Origin of the sequence: Rhodococcus sp. BP-241, from assembly GCF_019836145.1 — a bacterium.
Classification (GTDB): Bacteria; Actinomycetota; Actinomycetes; order Mycobacteriales; family Mycobacteriaceae; genus Rhodococcoides.
In genome coordinates this window covers 23,251-38,389 of the sequence record NZ_JABUEI010000004.1, presented here as the reverse complement: position 1 = coordinate 38,389, position 15,139 = coordinate 23,251, and the positions used below count along the sequence as shown (strand labels likewise).

General features: G+C 68.5%; 12 protein-coding genes and 1 pseudogene. 10 read left to right on the top strand and 3 right to left on the bottom strand.

Annotated features, from left to right (window positions below; genetic code table 11):
• Positions 1-308 precede the first annotated feature (308 nt).
• Entirely contained in the window at positions 309-1,637 is a 1,329-nt protein-coding gene (locus HQ308_RS09345; RefSeq protein WP_222646252.1) for an ROK family transcriptional regulator, read from the top strand.
• Between the two features lie 22 nt (positions 1,638-1,659).
• Positions 1,660-2,388 (top strand): hypothetical protein, encoded by a 729-nt coding sequence (locus HQ308_RS09340; RefSeq protein ID WP_056441587.1) that lies wholly within the window; start codon positions 1,660-1,662, stop codon positions 2,386-2,388.
• On the opposite strand, the gene HQ308_RS09335 is transcribed toward HQ308_RS09340, so the two are convergent.
• Entirely contained in the window at positions 2,389-3,612 is a 1,224-nt protein-coding gene (locus HQ308_RS09335; RefSeq protein WP_307108226.1) for an alkane 1-monooxygenase, read from the bottom strand.
• An 89-nt stretch (positions 3,613-3,701) separates the two neighbouring features.
• On the opposite strand from HQ308_RS09335, the pseudogene HQ308_RS09330 reads away from it, so the two are divergent.
• A pseudogene (locus tag HQ308_RS09330) lies at positions 3,702-4,529 on the top strand (alpha/beta fold hydrolase).
• 19 nt (positions 4,530-4,548) lie between these two features.
• Here the strand turns inward: HQ308_RS09330 and HQ308_RS09325 are convergent.
• Positions 4,549-6,045, bottom strand: coding sequence for a DUF222 domain-containing protein (locus tag HQ308_RS09325; protein WP_222646251.1), 1,497 nt, complete (start codon positions 6,043-6,045; stop codon positions 4,549-4,551).
• A 144-nt stretch (positions 6,046-6,189) separates the two neighbouring features.
• Here HQ308_RS09325 and mshA point away from each other — a divergent pair, with 144 nt between their 5' ends.
• The 4 genes from mshA to HQ308_RS09305 all read left to right on the top strand — a co-directional run bounded on the left by mshA (position 6,190) and on the right by HQ308_RS09305 (position 11,432).
• On the top strand, positions 6,190-7,569 hold the full coding sequence (mshA, locus tag HQ308_RS09320; RefSeq protein ID WP_261775970.1) for a D-inositol-3-phosphate glycosyltransferase: 1,380 nt from the start codon (positions 6,190-6,192) through the stop codon (positions 7,567-7,569).
• Between the two features lie 5 nt (positions 7,570-7,574).
• A complete protein-coding gene (locus HQ308_RS09315) occupies positions 7,575-8,123 on the top strand; it encodes a YbjN domain-containing protein (RefSeq protein ID WP_222631030.1) in 549 nt (182 codons plus the stop codon).
• Between the two features lie 142 nt (positions 8,124-8,265).
• A complete protein-coding gene (locus HQ308_RS09310) occupies positions 8,266-9,867 on the top strand; it encodes an AMP-binding protein (RefSeq protein WP_027506349.1) in 1,602 nt (533 codons plus the stop codon).
• 98 nt (positions 9,868-9,965) lie between these two features.
• On the top strand, positions 9,966-11,432 hold the full coding sequence (locus HQ308_RS09305) for a carboxylesterase/lipase family protein (RefSeq protein WP_222646249.1): 1,467 nt from the start codon (positions 9,966-9,968) through the stop codon (positions 11,430-11,432).
• Here HQ308_RS09305 and HQ308_RS09300 read toward each other — a convergent pair.
• Positions 11,429-12,247, bottom strand: coding sequence for a triacylglycerol lipase (locus tag HQ308_RS09300; RefSeq protein ID WP_222646248.1), 819 nt, complete (start codon positions 12,245-12,247; stop codon positions 11,429-11,431). The two genes, HQ308_RS09305 and HQ308_RS09300, sit on opposite strands and share 4 nt — an antisense overlap.
• Positions 12,248-12,372: 125 nt before the next feature.
• Here HQ308_RS09300 and HQ308_RS09295 point away from each other — a divergent pair, with 125 nt between their 5' ends.
• The 3 genes from HQ308_RS09295 (at position 12,373) to HQ308_RS09285 (ending at position 15,103) form a co-directional block, all read left to right on the top strand.
• Positions 12,373-13,128: a phosphoglyceromutase gene (locus HQ308_RS09295; protein WP_027504492.1), complete on the top strand. Its 756-nt coding sequence runs from the start codon at positions 12,373-12,375 to the stop codon at positions 13,126-13,128.
• A gap of 105 nt (positions 13,129-13,233) precedes the next feature.
• A complete protein-coding gene (locus tag HQ308_RS09290; protein WP_027504493.1) occupies positions 13,234-14,403 on the top strand; it encodes a cell wall metabolism sensor histidine kinase WalK in 1,170 nt (389 codons plus the stop codon).
• 16 nt (positions 14,404-14,419) lie between these two features.
• Positions 14,420-15,103: a response regulator transcription factor gene (locus HQ308_RS09285; protein WP_027504494.1), complete on the top strand. Its 684-nt coding sequence runs from the start codon at positions 14,420-14,422 to the stop codon at positions 15,101-15,103.
• The last annotated feature ends 36 nt before the right edge of the window (positions 15,104-15,139 follow it).

Genomic DNA, 15,139 nt, shown 5'->3' with positions numbered 1-15,139 from the left:
GATGCCGAAGTCGCAGGTTGTCCACCCTTCGAATCACCTCGAGCGAAACAGGCGATTCTGCAGCGCGGCGACATCGGTGCTACTTTTCGGTCATGGCACCAGCGAGGAAGTCCGCACCGCGGGTCACGTATGTGACCGCCGCGCTCGGTTCCCGTCTGCCTCTCGCTCGCGAACTCTGTTGTCGACGCGGTCTCTCACGAGTCTGATCGCGCGTCGACGGACGACCTCCATGTGAGGTCCGACGATCGGGTGTGACCGGCCTCGTTCCCAGGCTCCCGGCCCATCCGTCTCGCTTTCGAGGGATTCCCATGTCTGCCCCCACCGTTCTCGCCCAGAATTCTGCTCCTCGTACGCCGGGTTCCGCCACGCGGTCCCCGTACGGACGTCCCCACCGGCCGAGGCCGGCGCGCGTCGTCGCGCCCGAACTGCGCGTCAGTGACACTCCAGCCGCCGTCGTCCTGCGCGCCGTGGTGCAGCGCGGCCCCGTGTCGCGCGACGTCATCGTCTCGGCCACCGGCATCAGCACCGCCACCGTCAATCGCCACGTCAGTGCGCTCATCGCCGCAGGGCTGCTGCGTGAGCGTGCCGATCTGTCCACGTCCGGCGCCGTCGGGCGTCCCCGCGTTCCGGTGGAGGTGGACCACGAGGGGCAGTGCACCCTCGGGGTGCACATCGGCGCGACCACCACGCGCATCGTCGCCGTCGACCTGCGCGGCACCGTGCTCGGCGGCGTCGAGATCGCCACACCCTCCGGCCCGCACGCCGGCGCACTGCGCTCCATCGCGGAGAGTGCCGCGTCCTTCGCCGCACGGTGGCACCGGCGCCGCATCCTGTTCGTGGGTGTCGCCATCGGTGGCCGCGTGAACGTGCAGAAGGGCACCGTCGATCACCCTCGCCTCGCCTGGTCCGACGCCCCGGTGGGCGCGGTCCTGGGCGAGCGGCTCGGCGCCGTGGTGGCCGTGGCGCCCCACGTCGAGGCGATGGCGGCGTCGGAGTTGCTGCTCGCGACGGAGTCGGCCCCCGAGGATGCGGGAAGGCCGGAGGCCGGTGGGTCTGTCGGCGGCCGGCCGGGTACGTCGCTGTACTTCTATGCGCGGGAGATGACGGGGTTGGCGCTGACCATCGACGGTCGGGTGCACACCCCCGCGGGCGGCCCGGGGTCGATCGCTCATCTACCGACCGGCTCGGACGCCGTGTGCGACTGCGGGCGTACGGGATGCCTCGAGGCGACCGTGAGCGATCGGGCCGTCGTGGCCGCGGCGCAGCGCGCCGGACTGCTGGACGAGTCGGAGCGTTCCATCGCTGCGGTGTACCTGGCGGCGCGCACGGGTTCCACTGTGGCACAGGGACTTCTGAACGACCGCGCCGATGCGCTGGGTCGCGCACTGGCGTTGGTGCACGATGTCGTCAACCCCGACAGCGTGCAGGTGGGCGGTCAGGCGTTCACCGCGTATCCGGCGGCGATGGAGCGCGTCGAGGCCGCGTTCGAGTCCTCCAGTTCGGTCGCGACGTCGCGGCGAGTGCGGGTCACCAGCTTCGGCAAGCGCGTGCAGGACCACGCTGCGGCGGCGGTGTCCCTCGGCTCGCTCTACGCCGATCCCGTGGTGACGATGCGGAAGATCGACGCTCAGCGCTGATCGCACGGGGAATACTGCGGACATGACAGCACCCGATCTCCGGTTCTACTTCGACCCGGTGTGCCCGTTCGCCTGGATGACCAGCAGGTGGGTCCGCCTCGTCCAGGCGCAACGGGACTACACCGTCGACTGGAGCTTCATCTCCCTGCGACAACTCAACGCGCACATCGACTACGCGACGCACTTCCCGCCGGAGTACGAGGCGGGACACACTGCGGGGCTCCGGCTGCTCCGGGCTGCCGCGAGCGTGCGGGCCGAGCACGGCCGGGAGGCGATGGGCCCGCTGTACGCCGCGCTCGGCGCGCGGATCTTCGATGCGGAGCCGGTGCCCGACGAGGCCGGTGCTCACGCGCACCGCGGAACGGCCGAGTTCCTCGCACCGATCCTCGCCGGCCTCGGCCTGCCCGAGCATCACGTCCGGGCACTGGACGACACGTCGTTCGACGAGGAGATCCAGGCGTCGACAGACGAGGCGCTGTCGCTCACGGGCAAGGACGTCGGAACACCGATCATCCACGTCGAGCCGCCCGAGGGCGTGGCGTTCTTCGGCCCGGTCATCAGCCGGCTCCCGTCGGACGACGACGCGGTGGAGTTGTGGGACCACGTCGTGGGACTGGCACGGTTCCCGGGATTCGCGGAGCTGAAGCGCAGTCTGCGGGAGCTACCCCAGCTGCGGGCTCTCGGTGTGAGCGAGGACGAGGCGGGCGTGCAGCAGGACTGGCACGGCGGTAGTCGGCGCCGGAAGAAGTAGCTACCGCGTCGGCGCGGGGAACTTCGCGAGGTACTTCTCCCGCTTCGCGGGCTGGATGTTGGAGCGCCGGAGGTCGCCGTCGTAGTGCGCGACCACGCGCTTGTCCATCAGCGCCCGCCACAGGAACGGGAAGTACGACACGAGGATCAGTGGCGCGTAACCCGCTGGGAGCTGCGGAGATTCGGGCATGCTCCGCAGCACCTGGTACCGGCGCGTGGGGTTGGCGTGATGGTCGCTGTGTCGTTGCAGGTGGTAGAGGAAGATGTCGGAGACGGCGTAGTCGCTGTTCCAGCTGTGTTCCGGAGTGCAGCGCTCGTAGCGTCCGTTCTCCTTGGTGCGCCGCAGCAGCCCGTAGTGCTCGAGGTAGTTGACGGCCTCGAGCAGCGAGATCCCGTACACCGCCTGCAGAACCAGGAACGGCAGCAGTTCGACACCGAACACGCCGACCAGCGCACCCCACAGGGCGAGGCTCATGAGCCAGGCGGTGAGATTCGCGTTCGAGAAGGAGAAGGTGCGCTTCCCGGTGCGGTGCAGACGATCACGCTCGAGTGCCCACCCGGAACGGAATCCGCCGAGAACGCTGCGGGGGTAGAACTGCCACAGGGTCTCACCGAGACGCGAGCTCGCCGGATCCTCCGGAGTGGCGACCCGGACGTGATGCCCGCGATTGTGTTCGACGTAGAAGTGCCCGTAGAAGCTCTGCGCGAGCACGATGCGCGAGAGCCACTGTTCGTACTCGACCTTCTTGTGACCGAGCTCGTGCGCCGTGTTGATGCCGATGCCGCCGACGAGTCCGATGGTCAGCGCCACGCCGATCTTCGAGGCGAGTGACAGGCCGTTCTCGAGCCCGAGCCACGAGAGGTCGTCGGCCGTCAGTAGATGGGACGACAGCCCGATGCCGAAGAACTGCATGGGGATGTAGGCGTAGACGCAGCCGCGATACCAGAAGTCGGCCTCGAGAGACTCGACCAGATCCTCGGGCGGATTCTCGTCGAACGGCACGACGATGCGATCCGCGATGGGGACCACGACGTAGAGGAACAGGGGACCCGACCACCACGCGACCTGTGACACTCCCGGTGCCCACCACTGCAGCCCGAAGACGATGCCCACGGAGATGAGCGGAAGCATCGGAGCGATGAGAGCCCACGGCCAGTAGTACCGGTTGAGGTCACGCCATTCGCCCGTCTTCGGCGAGATGGAGCGCTGGTGTGTTTCGGTCACGACGGAACTTTACCGACGAGTCGACGCTGCTCAGGCCGCTGCACGAGCCCTTCTGAGATCCCACAACGTGCGCCCAATATGTTGGTGGCATGGCAATACGAGAGGCGCTCGGGCGCGACGGAACATCCCTGGTCTACCGCGTCACGGGAGACGTCTCGGCTCGACCGTTGGTGCTGCTGCACGGCTGGGCCCAGACCGGAGCCTGCTGGGGCGACGACCTCCTCGCCGACCTGTCCGAGCGGTACCGCGTCATCGCGGTGGACCTGCGCGGGCACGGCATGTCCGGTGCCCCCGACGTCGGTTACGACCGGTCCGCGCTGTGGGCCGGGGACGTGCACGCCGTTCTCGAGCAGGAGGGCATAAGCTAGGGTGCGGTCCTGCTGGGCTGGTCCTACGGCGGTCTGGTGCTGTGCGACTACCTGTCGGTGTACGGCACCGGTGCGGTGGCGGGTGTCGTCTTCGTCGCGGCGATCACCGCGATCGGTCCGGACCGACCCGGCGGCGCCGTCGGCACGGCGATGCGTGCGGCGATCCCCGGCGCGATGAGCGAGGACTCGCGCGTGGCCATCAGGGCGCTCGCGAGTTTCGGCAACGCCCTCACCGGACCCGGCAAAGGACACGGCGCCGCAGCTCAGGCACTGTTCGGCGCCAGCCTGGCGACGCGTCCACGCGTGCGGTCCGCGGTGTTCCGGCGCGACGTGGGACACGACGAGACGCTGGCGGCGCTGGACGTCCCCACCCTGGTGATGCACGGCACGGCGGACACGGTGGTGGACGTCGGCGCGGGTCGGCACACCGCCTCCGTCGTGCCCGGTGCGTCGACCTCGTGGTGGGAGGGCGTCGATCACGGTCCGTTCGTCGCGGACCCGGCCCGCTTCCTGTCCGAGCTGGCGGGTTTCGTCGACTCTCTGGGTTAGTCCACACACGTGATGCATGTCAGAACGGTGGGGGGTCGTCGGTGTCGGCGACTTCGCGGGCCCGTCGGTTGCGGTTGCGTTCGTTCCTCCGGCGGGCATGTTTGTCCGCCAGACGTGTGCGGCGTCTGCTGGGGGGAGTGCGGGGCGGACTCGGTGGTGGAGGATCGGGCGTCTTGAAGGTGACGTCGGCGAGTCCGGGGTGGATGTCGTATCCGTTGTGCGCCGGCCCCGGGACGACGAGGCCCTCGGGCGTGGTGACGGTGGAGACGACGCGTCCCGTGTCGTCCTCGGTGTACTGATCGTCGACGAAGTCGCCGAACGTCTTCACGTTGTGGTGGAACCTGCATTTGCCGCCGAGGTTGACGTCGGTCGTCTGGCCGCCGCCGTCGGGATTCTCATGGTCGTACTCCGCGATGTGGTCGAGATCGCCGGTCCACACCCCACGGTTGCAGCCGGGCCAGGTGCAGTACTGGTCGCGAATGCGCACGAACGTGTCGAGGGCGCTGGAGGGGCGGTACGGATCGGCGGGCTGTGATGCGGGGTTGGTGGTCGAGACGGGACGGATGACGGCGTCGGCACGATCGGCGAGGTCGGCGACGTGGTCGGGCGAGATGACGCCGTGGCCGACGAGGAACCCTGGATTGCCGTCGGCGGCGGTGTCGCCGGCCATGGTGGTGGAGTCCGTGACGACGTGCACGATGAATGACGTGAGCAGGCCGTCCTCACCGGTCCACCCGGGCGCGGAGCAGTCCGGATCGTCGCACTGGCACTCGTACGCTGTGCGGGTGGCGAGGGCGAACAGGGCGTCGCTGGAACGGGCGCCCTTGCTGCGAGGATCCTTGCGACACACGCGTCCGGCCAACTCCTCCACCGCGGTAGCGACGACGACGGCATTGTCGGCTGTCATGGTTGCGCCCAGGTATGCCATGCCGTCGGGTCCCGCGTCGATCCAGAAGCTGCGGTTGTTCTCGGCGAGCACACGTCGTTCCCTGACGGCGTCGGGATCGTGGCGGTAGACGATGCGGTCGATCATGTCCCGCATGCGTTTGTCCGACCACGAGCCGCGTCGCTGTAGGGCCGCGGCGATCTCGGTGTCGACTTCCCGCACGTACGTGGTGCCGTCGACGAGGTCGGTTCGGCCGATGATGGTGTGGACGTGTTTGGGGGCGATGAGGCCGTCGCGGAGGCACTCGGCTACGCGGGGAAGCCGGTCTCGGAGTGCAATTGCGCGGGTCAGGATGCCTTCTCCGGCGCCCTGGCTGACGGACAGGACGGCCGAGATGCGGGCGGCGCAGTGAGTCGTCGCATCCATCCGGCGGTGGTCGGACATCTCGTGAGGAACGACGAGTTGAGTGTGCAGTTCCGCTGCGGCCCGGTATCGGGTCCATTCGAGATAGGACAGTCCGGCCGAGGCGTAGGACATCGTGGACAGGAGGGTGTTCACGGGTGCGTCGAGGAGCGTTCCGGGTAGGCCCATGGCCTCCGGATCCTGCGTCGCCCACCCCTGTTCGAACATGTGTGCGAAGGTAGCAGGGTCCTCCGACATGTTTCCATGACTCCCGCGGGGCAGTGGCGTACGTGTTCCCGGCGCTGTGAATGTCGGCGGGTTCCCGCGCATGTGTCGGCACGCTCGTAGGGGGATGGCCGGGTAGGCGGGGGCCTGCGGCGCAATCGGACAGGGCACACTGGGTGTGTGGTCCGCCGTCACAGCCCGCATCGGGTAGCCGTGTTGTCGCTGCACACGTCCCCGCTGGCTCAGCCCGGCACGGGGGACGCGGGCGGTATGAACGTGTACGTCCTGCAGACCGCCGTGCAGATGGCGGCCCGCGGAGTCGAGGTGGAGATCTTCACCCGCGCCACCTCCTCCCGCGACGAACCCGTGGTCGAGGCCGCGCCCGGCGTGCTGGTGCGCAGTATCGCGGCCGGCCCGTTCGAAGGGCTCGACAAGCACGACCTGCCCACCCAGCTCTGTGCCTTCGCCGCGGGTGTCCTGCGCGAGGAGGCACGGCACGAGCCGGGCCACTACGACATGATCCACTCGCACTACTGGTTGTCGGGGCAGGTCGGCTGGCTCGCCCGCGACCGGTGGAAGGTGCCCCTGGTGCACACCGCACACACGCTCGCCGCGGTGAAGAACCTGTCGGTGGCCGCGGGGGACAGGCCGGAACCGGCAGCGCGCCGCATCGGTGAGAAGCAGGTAGTCGAGGAAGCCGACCGGCTCACGGCCAACACGCTCGACGAGGCCCGCGCCCTCGTCGATCTGTACGACGCGGCCGAGGACAAGATCGACGTCGTCGCTCCGGGAGCGGACCTCGGCATGTTCCGGCCGGGTGATCGCGCCGCCGCTCGACGCTCCCTGGGTCTGGACGGCGACGACCCTCTCGTGACCTTCGTGGGACGGATCCAACCCCTCAAGGCGCCGGACGTCCTCGTCGCGGCCGTCGCCGAGATCCACCGGCGGGACCCGTCGTCGCGCGTGCGCGTGCTGGTGGTCGGCGGCCCGTCGGGCACCGGTCTGGAACGGCCGGACTCCCTCATCGAGCTCAGTCGGCAGCTGGGTGTCGAGGACCGGGTGACGTTCCTGCCGCCGCAACCGCCGGGCAGGCTGGCGGACGTCTACCGTGCGTCGGATCTCGTTGCTGTGCCGAGTTATTCGGAGTCGTTCGGCCTCGTCGCCATCGAGGCTCAGGCCTGCGGTGTCCCGGTGGTCGCCGCGGACGTCGGGGGCCTCGGTGTGGCCGTGCGGGACGGGGAGACCGGCGTGCTGGTGCAGGGCCACGATCCGGCCGACTGGGCCACCGCGGTGCAGTCGTTGCTCGCCGACGACCGTCTGCGCACCGTGATGGCGTCGAATGCCTCACGACATGCCGAGAACTTCTCGTGGGAACACACCTCGGACGCGTTGCTGGACACCTACGCCCGTGCGGCGTGGAGATTCGGCCGTACCGCGGGTGTCGAGAGACCGACGGGCGAGTTCTCGCCGCGCAGACCCCGCGGTCTGTGGCGACTACGACGGACAGGACCGGTGAGAGCGCTGTGACGACGATCGACCAGGTGACGGAACTGATCGACTCGGTGTTGGCCGATCGAGAGTTGGACTACACCCGGGCCACCGACACCCAGTTCGTCGTGGACCTCCCCGGGGAGAAGAAGCTCAAGACCTCGACGATGCTGACCGTGGGCAACCACGGTGTGCGCATCGAGGCCTTCGTGTGCCGCAAGCCCGACGAGAACTTCGAGGGTGTGTACCGATACTTGTTGCGGCGCAACCGTCGTCTGTACGGAGTGCACTACACGATCGACAAGATCGGCGACATCTACCTCGTCGGCAAGATGTCGACGCACGCGGTCACGGGAGACGAGATCGACCGCATCCTCGGGCAGGTGCTCGAGGCGGCCGACGGCGATTTCAACGTGTTGCTCGAACTGGGCTTCGCCGAGTCCATCCGCCGCGAGTGGGCGTGGCGCGTCTCGCGCGGCGAGTCGCTGAACAACCTGAAGGCGTTCGAGCATCTGGTGAACGGCAGGCCGGACGACGGGCCCACGTCCTGGGTGCAGTCGGCGGACCGAGCGGACGACGACGACCGGGACTGATTCGGACACCGTGCAGGTACTCTCTTTCGTGTGATGGCTGTCACCCGGAGCGTCCGATGGATGTTTATGTGACTGCCCGACACATTAAGGTTGCCTTTCTGCCCCTGCTGTGCCAAGTCCCTGCTCTGCCACGAGGAGTTCCATGAGTTTCCGCAGCCCGTACCCCGACGTCGAGATTCCCGAGCAGAGCGTCTACGAGTTCCTCTTCGGTGACCTGACCGAGGACGACCTCGCGCGCCCCGCCCTGATCGACGGCCCGAGCGGCGCCGTCACCGACTACCGCACTCTCGTCGGTCAGATCAACGGTGTCGCAGGCGCACTCGCCTCGCGCGGAGTGAAGGTCGGCGACGTGGTCGCGGTGCACTCGCCCAACGTGCCGGCGTTCGCGTCGGTGTTCCACGGCATCCTGCGCGCCGGTGCGATCGCCACGACGATCAATGCTCTGTACAACGCCGAGGACATCGCGAAGCAGCTCACGGACTCGTCCGCGACCATGATCTTCACGGTCTCGCCGCTGCTCCCGCAGGCGAAGGCCGCTGCGGAGCAGGTCGGTCTGTCGGCCGATCGCATCGTCGTGCTCGACGGCGCGGAGGGCCACGAATCGCTGCGTGACCTCCTCACCGAGGGTGCACAGGCGCCCGACGTCAGCTTCGACCCGTCGACCCACCTCGCGGTGCTGCCCTACTCCTCGGGCACCACGGGACGGCCGAAGGGCGTCATGCTCACGCACCGCAACCTGGTGGCCAACGTGTCGCAGATCGAGCCGCGCATGGGCGCGAACCGGGACGACGTCCTGCTCGCCGTGCTGCCGTTCTTCCACATCTACGGCATGACCGTGCTGCTCAACCTCGGCCTCAAGGTGCGCGCGTCGCTGGTCACGATGCCGCGCTTCGATCTCGAACAGTTCCTGAGCCTCACCACCGAGAAGAAGATCACCTACCTCTTCATCGCGCCGCCCGTCGCCGTCGCACTGGCCAAGCACCCGATGGTGGACCAGTACGACATCTCCAGCGTGCGGATGGTGTTCTCCGGTGCTGCCGCCCTCGACGAGAACCTGGGCAACGCCGTCGCGAAGCGACTGAAGACCAAGGTGCGTCAGGGTTACGGCATGAGCGAGCTGAGCCCCGTCTCGCACGCCATCCCGTTCGACGGTGACGACATGCCGCTGAGCAGCTGCGGCACCGCCGTCGCCAACTCGGAGAACAAGCTCGTCGATCCGGCCACCGGCGAGGAGGTGGCCTACCCGGAGCCCGGCTCGGACAAGGTCAGCGAGCCCGGTGAGCTGTGGATCAAGGGCCCGAACGTCATGGCCGGATACCTGAACAACGACGCTGCGACGGCCGAGACGCTCGACGCGGACGGGTACCTGCACACCGGCGACATCGCCGTCGTCGACGGTCGTGGGTGCGTCAGCATCGTGGACCGGCTCAAGGAGCTGATCAAGTACAAGGGCTACCAGGTGCCGCCCGCCGAGCTCGAGTCGCTGCTGCTCACGCACCCGCAGATCGCCGACGCGGCCGTCATCGGCGTGCTCGACGACGAGGGCGAAGAGGTACCGAAGGCGTTCGTCGTGCTGCAGCAGGGCGCCGAGCTCACCGAGGACGACGTCATGACGTTCGTGTCCGAGAAGGTGTCGCCGCACAAGAAGGTTCGCCGCGTGCAGTTCATCGACACGGTGCCGAAGTCGGCGTCCGGCAAGATCCTGCGCAAGGATCTGCGCGCGGCCGAGCCTGCCGCCGGCTGACACTCCCCGTACCACCCGAACACCCTCTCCAGCGTGCTGGAGAGGGTGTTCGCGTCATGTGAGGGGTGTGGGGGCACTCGGGGTGGTACTCATGAGCCATGGACACGATCACCGTCGATACACCCCAGGGCCAGGTGCGCGGTCGCACCGACAACGGCATCGCCTCGTTCCTCGGAGTTCCCTATGCCGAGGCGCCGTTCGGACCGCACCGATTCCAAGCGCCGACCGCGCCGCCGCGGTGGTTCGGCACGCGCGACGCCCTCGAGCACGGCGCCACCGTCCCGAAGGTCGGGTACCGGCCGCCCACCAGCGAGATCCTCAGCGAGCCCGTGGTGCCCGGCGAGGAGTGCCTGAACGTCGCCGTGTACTCGCCGGACGTCGCCGGCTCCGCGCCCGTGTTCGTGTGGATCCACGGCGGCGCCTTCGTGAACGGCAGCAACGCAGTACCCGCCTACGACGGCACCGCCTTCGCGCGGGACGGCGTCGTCGCCGTGGTGATCAACTACCGGCTCGGCGTGGACGGCTTCGCGCAGATCGAGGGCGCTCCCGCCAATCGTGGTCTGCTGGACCAGGTCGCGGCGCTCGAATGGGTCCGGGACCACATCGCGTCGTACGGCGGCGACCCGGCGCGGGTGACCGTCGCGGGAGAGTCCGCGGGTGCCATGAGCGTCGGCACGCTGCTGTCGATGCCCCGCGCCGAGGGGCTGTTCCACCGCGCGGTCCTGCAGAGCGGCGCCGGCCATCACGTCATCTCGGCGGAGACCGCGGGCACCGTCTCGGCCGCGCTGGCGTCGGCCCTCGGCGTTCCGGCGACGGTGGAGGGGCTCGGCTCGGTACCCGTCGACGCCCTCGTCGACGCCCAGCGCACCCTGTCCGATCGCATCGCCGCGGAGGCGTCGAGCGGCGCGTGGGGTGAGGTGGCACTGAACATGATGGCGTTCGAGCCGTGCATCGACGGTGATGTCGTTCCTGCGCTGCCGTATTCGCGCATCGCCGACGGTGCAGGCGCCGACGTCGAACTCCTGCTCGGCACCACCAGTGAGGAGCACGCGTTCTTCCTCGTGCCCGCCGGCATCGTTCCGCACATCACCGAGGACTACCTGCGGACGGTGCTCGCCGGGTATCGACTGGACCCGTCGGTGCTGGACACGTACCGCGATCGGTATCCGGACGCCTCGCCCGGCGAACTCATGATTTCGGTCATGACCGACTGGTTCTTCCGCATCCCCGCCGTGCGCGTCGCCGAGGTGCACCCGGCCCACGTCTACGAGTTCACCTGGCGCTCACCGCTGTTCGACGGGAACCTCGGCGCGTGCCACGCGCTCGAGATCCCGTTCGTCTTCGACATGCTGGGCAAGCCCGAGACCGCCCGCATCACGGGGCCGAACCCGCCGCAGGCGGTCGCCGACGAGATGCACCGCGTCTGGGTCGACTTCGTGCGCGACGGCGATCCCGGCTGGGCGCAGTACGGGTCCGAGCGCACGGTGAAGATGTTCGGGACGGAGTCGGCCGTGGTGAACGACCCGCGGCCCGACACCCGCACGGTGTGGGACGGTGCGCGCTAGCCGGTGAAGGGCGGGACGAACTCGCAGGGCACGGGTCGCGGGTGCGCGGGGTCGAGAGCGTTCAGCACGAACGCCGCGGCCCTCGGCGACCCGACGATGCCGGCATGCTCGGAGAAGTCGACGTCGCACGTGTCCTGTACGACGATGTTGGTCGCGTTCGGAGCCTCGACGTAGCCGTCCGTGTACGGCACGACCACCTCGTCGTACCGCGTCATGATGTTGGTGTACGTGATGCCCGGCGCGTAGCGGTACGACGCGTCGGGCCACGCGAACTGCGACGGGCCCGACCCCTTCCACAGCGGGGCCAGCGAGACGTACCTGTCGATGTCGTCCGCTCCGCCGAGCACCTGCGCGTAGTAGTTGGGCAGCACCGTGCCCTGCGAGTGTCCGACGATGTCGACCTTCTCGGCGCCCGTCGCGGACAGCACCTCGTCGACGAACGCCGCGAACTGTGCTCCCTTCTCGGGAACCGGCCCGAGGCCACCGATCGCGCTGATCGGCCACGCACCCGGCAGCGCACCGTACGTCGGAGCGAAGACGCAGTACCCCTCGTTCTTCAGCAGCGGCGCGTACACGCCCCACCCTGTCTGCTGCCCGGTCCCCGTGCCGTGCACCAGGATCACCGGATTCGGGTACTCCGCCGTCGGCGCGCACGAGAAGTCGTTGGTTCCGGGCAGCGATCCGCCCGGGTTCGCGATCTCCGCCGGGAAGCCACTGAAGAAGTTGTAGTCGACGGGCAGCGGATCGGCCGTGGCGGTCGGCGCGCACGCGACCCACGCGCACGCCGCCAGCGCCACTGTCCAGCGGGTTCTCATCAGCAGAGGCTAGCGGTCACGCCGGTTCGGCTCGGCGGAAGCGCAGTTCCCGCTGCGCACCCCGCACGACCTGCGGCGCGCCCGACCGGTCGTCCCGCCGACGGCATCGTGAGAAACTGGGCGGCATGAGCATCGGAACCCTGATCCTTCTCCGCCACGGCGAGAGCGAGTGGAACGCGTCCAACCAGTTCACCGGATGGCAGGACGTGCGCCTGACCGCCAAGGGTGAGGCGGAGGGGAAGCGTGCCGGCGAGCTGATCAAGGAGGCCGGTGTACTTCCCGACGTGCTGTACACCTCGCTTCTGCGTCGCGCCATCAGCACTGCGAACCTCGCGCTCGACGCTGCCGATCGGCACTGGATCCCGGTCGTCCGCGACTGGCGTCTGAACGAGCGGCACTACGGCGCACTGCAGGGTCTCGACAAGGCGGCGACCAAGGAGAAGTACGGCGACGAGCAGTTCATGCTGTGGCGTCGTAGCTACGACACCCCGCCGCCCCCCATCGAGGTCGGCTCCGAGTACAGCCAGGACGCCGATCCGCGCTACGCCGATCTCGACAGCGTGCCGCTGACCGAGTGCCTGAAGGACGTCGTCGAACGCTTCGTTCCGTACTACGAGGACGTCATCGTCCCCGAGCTGCGGGCAGGGAAGACGGTCATGATCGCCGCCCACGGCAACTCGCTGCGCGCCCTCGTCAAGTACCTCGACGGCATCTCCGACGCGGACATCGCGGGGCTCAACATCCCCACCGGCATCCCGCTGCAGTACGACCTCACGGAGTCGGGCGACAAGCTCGTTCCCACCGTGCCGGGCGGCACCTACCTCGACCCGGAGGCTGCTGCGGCCGGAGCCGCGGCAGTGGCGAACCAGGGCAAGAAGTAACGACTCGATGAACGCGGTGCGAACGTGCGCCGGACGTGCGGTGACGGCCGGAAAACCCGGCCCACCGTGCGTCGGTGCACGGTCGTGTGACCGTACGATCGGCCCGTGACCACTCCGACCGTCGTACTGATCGCCGCCGTCGCGGCGTTCGGTGGGTACCTCGTCGGTGGAGTGCTGATCCCGTATCTGAACTCCCGCCACGTCCTGCGTCAGACCCGCGACAACGGGCTGACGATGTCCCAGGTCCTCGACCTCATCGTGCTGGCCGCGCACAGCGGTATCGCCGTCGTCGACCAGTTCCACGACGTCGTGCTGTTCAATCCGCGCGCCGAGGAGCTCGGTCTCGTCCGCGGTCGGTCGCTCGACGATCGGGCCTGGAAGGCCGCCACCAGGGTCCTCGAGACCGGTGACCACGTCGAGGTCGACCTCACGGTTCTCGACGCCCGCGGGCGCGCCGGCATCGCCGTGAAGGGGCACGCGCAGCTGCTCTCCCAGGAGGATCGCCGGTTCGTCGTCCTGTTCGCCGACGACGACTCCGAGCAGGTCCGCATGGAGGCCACGCGGCGGGACTTCGTCGCGAACGTCAGCCACGAACTCAAGACCCCCGTCGGCGCCATCAGCCTGCTGGCCGAGGCGCTGCTGCAGTCGCGCGACGATCCCGAGTCGGTGCAGCGCTTCGGTGAGCGGATGCTCGACGAGTCCACGCGCCTGGGCAACATGGTCAGCGAACTCATCTCGCTGTCCCGGCTGCAGGGTGCCGAGAAGCTCCCCGATCTCGACGTCGTCGACGTCGACACCGTGGTCAAGAGCGCGCTCTCGCGTTCGGCCCTCAAGGCCGAGGCCACGGGCATCGTCGTCACGACGGACCGACCGAGCGGACTCGAGGTGCTCGGCGATCAGACCTTGCTGGTCACCGCACTGTCCAACCTCGTCGAGAACGCCATCGCGTACTCCCCGAAGGGGTCTCCCGTGTCGGTGACGCGGTCCCTGCGTGACGACGATGCGACGGGCCCACAGAGCATGGTGGCCTTCTCGGTCACCGACCGCGGCATCGGCATCGCCAAGGAGGACCAGGAGCGCGTGTTCGAGCGCTTCTTCCGCGTCGACAAGGCGCGGTCGCGGGCCACCGGCGGTACCGGTCTGGGACTGGCCATCGCCAAGCACGTCGCCGCCAACCACAACGGCCGCATCGAGCTGTGGAGCAAGCCCGGGACGGGCTCGACCTTCACGCTCCTCATTCCTGCTCACATCGAAGACGACGGCGAGCCGTCATGACCGAGAAGGACACCCCATGACGAGCGTGCTCATCGTCGAAGACGAAGAATCGTTGGCCGACCCGCTGGCGTTCCTGCTCCGCAAGGAAGGTTTCGACGCGACCGTCGTCGGCGACGGCCCCTCCGCCCTCGCCGAGTTCGATCGCGTGGGAGCGGACATCGTCCTGCTCGACCTCATGCTGCCGGGCATGAGCGGCACCGACGTGTGCAAGCACCTGCGCAGCCGCTCCGGTGTGCCGGTCATCATGGTCACCGCGCGCGACAGCGAGATCGACAAGGTTGTCGGCCTCGAGCTCGGTGCCGACGACTACGTCACCAAGCCGTACTCGTCGCGCGAACTCATCGCCCGCATCCGCGCGGTCCTGCGCCGTGGATCCGACACCGAGGAGATCGACGACAACAGCATCCTCGAGGCCGGACCGGTACGCATGGACGTGGAGCGCCACGTCGTCATGGTCGGCGGGCAGCAGATCACGTTGCCGCTCAAAGAGTTCGACCTGTTGGAGTACCTGCTCCGCAACTCTGGTCGAGTGCTCACCCGCGGACAGTTGATCGACCGCGTGTGGGGCGCCGACTACGTGGGCGACACGAAGACGCTGGACGTCCACGTGAAGCGGTTGCGCTCGAAGATCGAGACGGACCCCGCGAAGCCCGTGCACCTCGTCACGGTGCGTGGACTGGGGTACAAGCTCGAGGAGTGAGGCCGTTCGGTTTCGGCGAGTACGTCCAAAACGTCG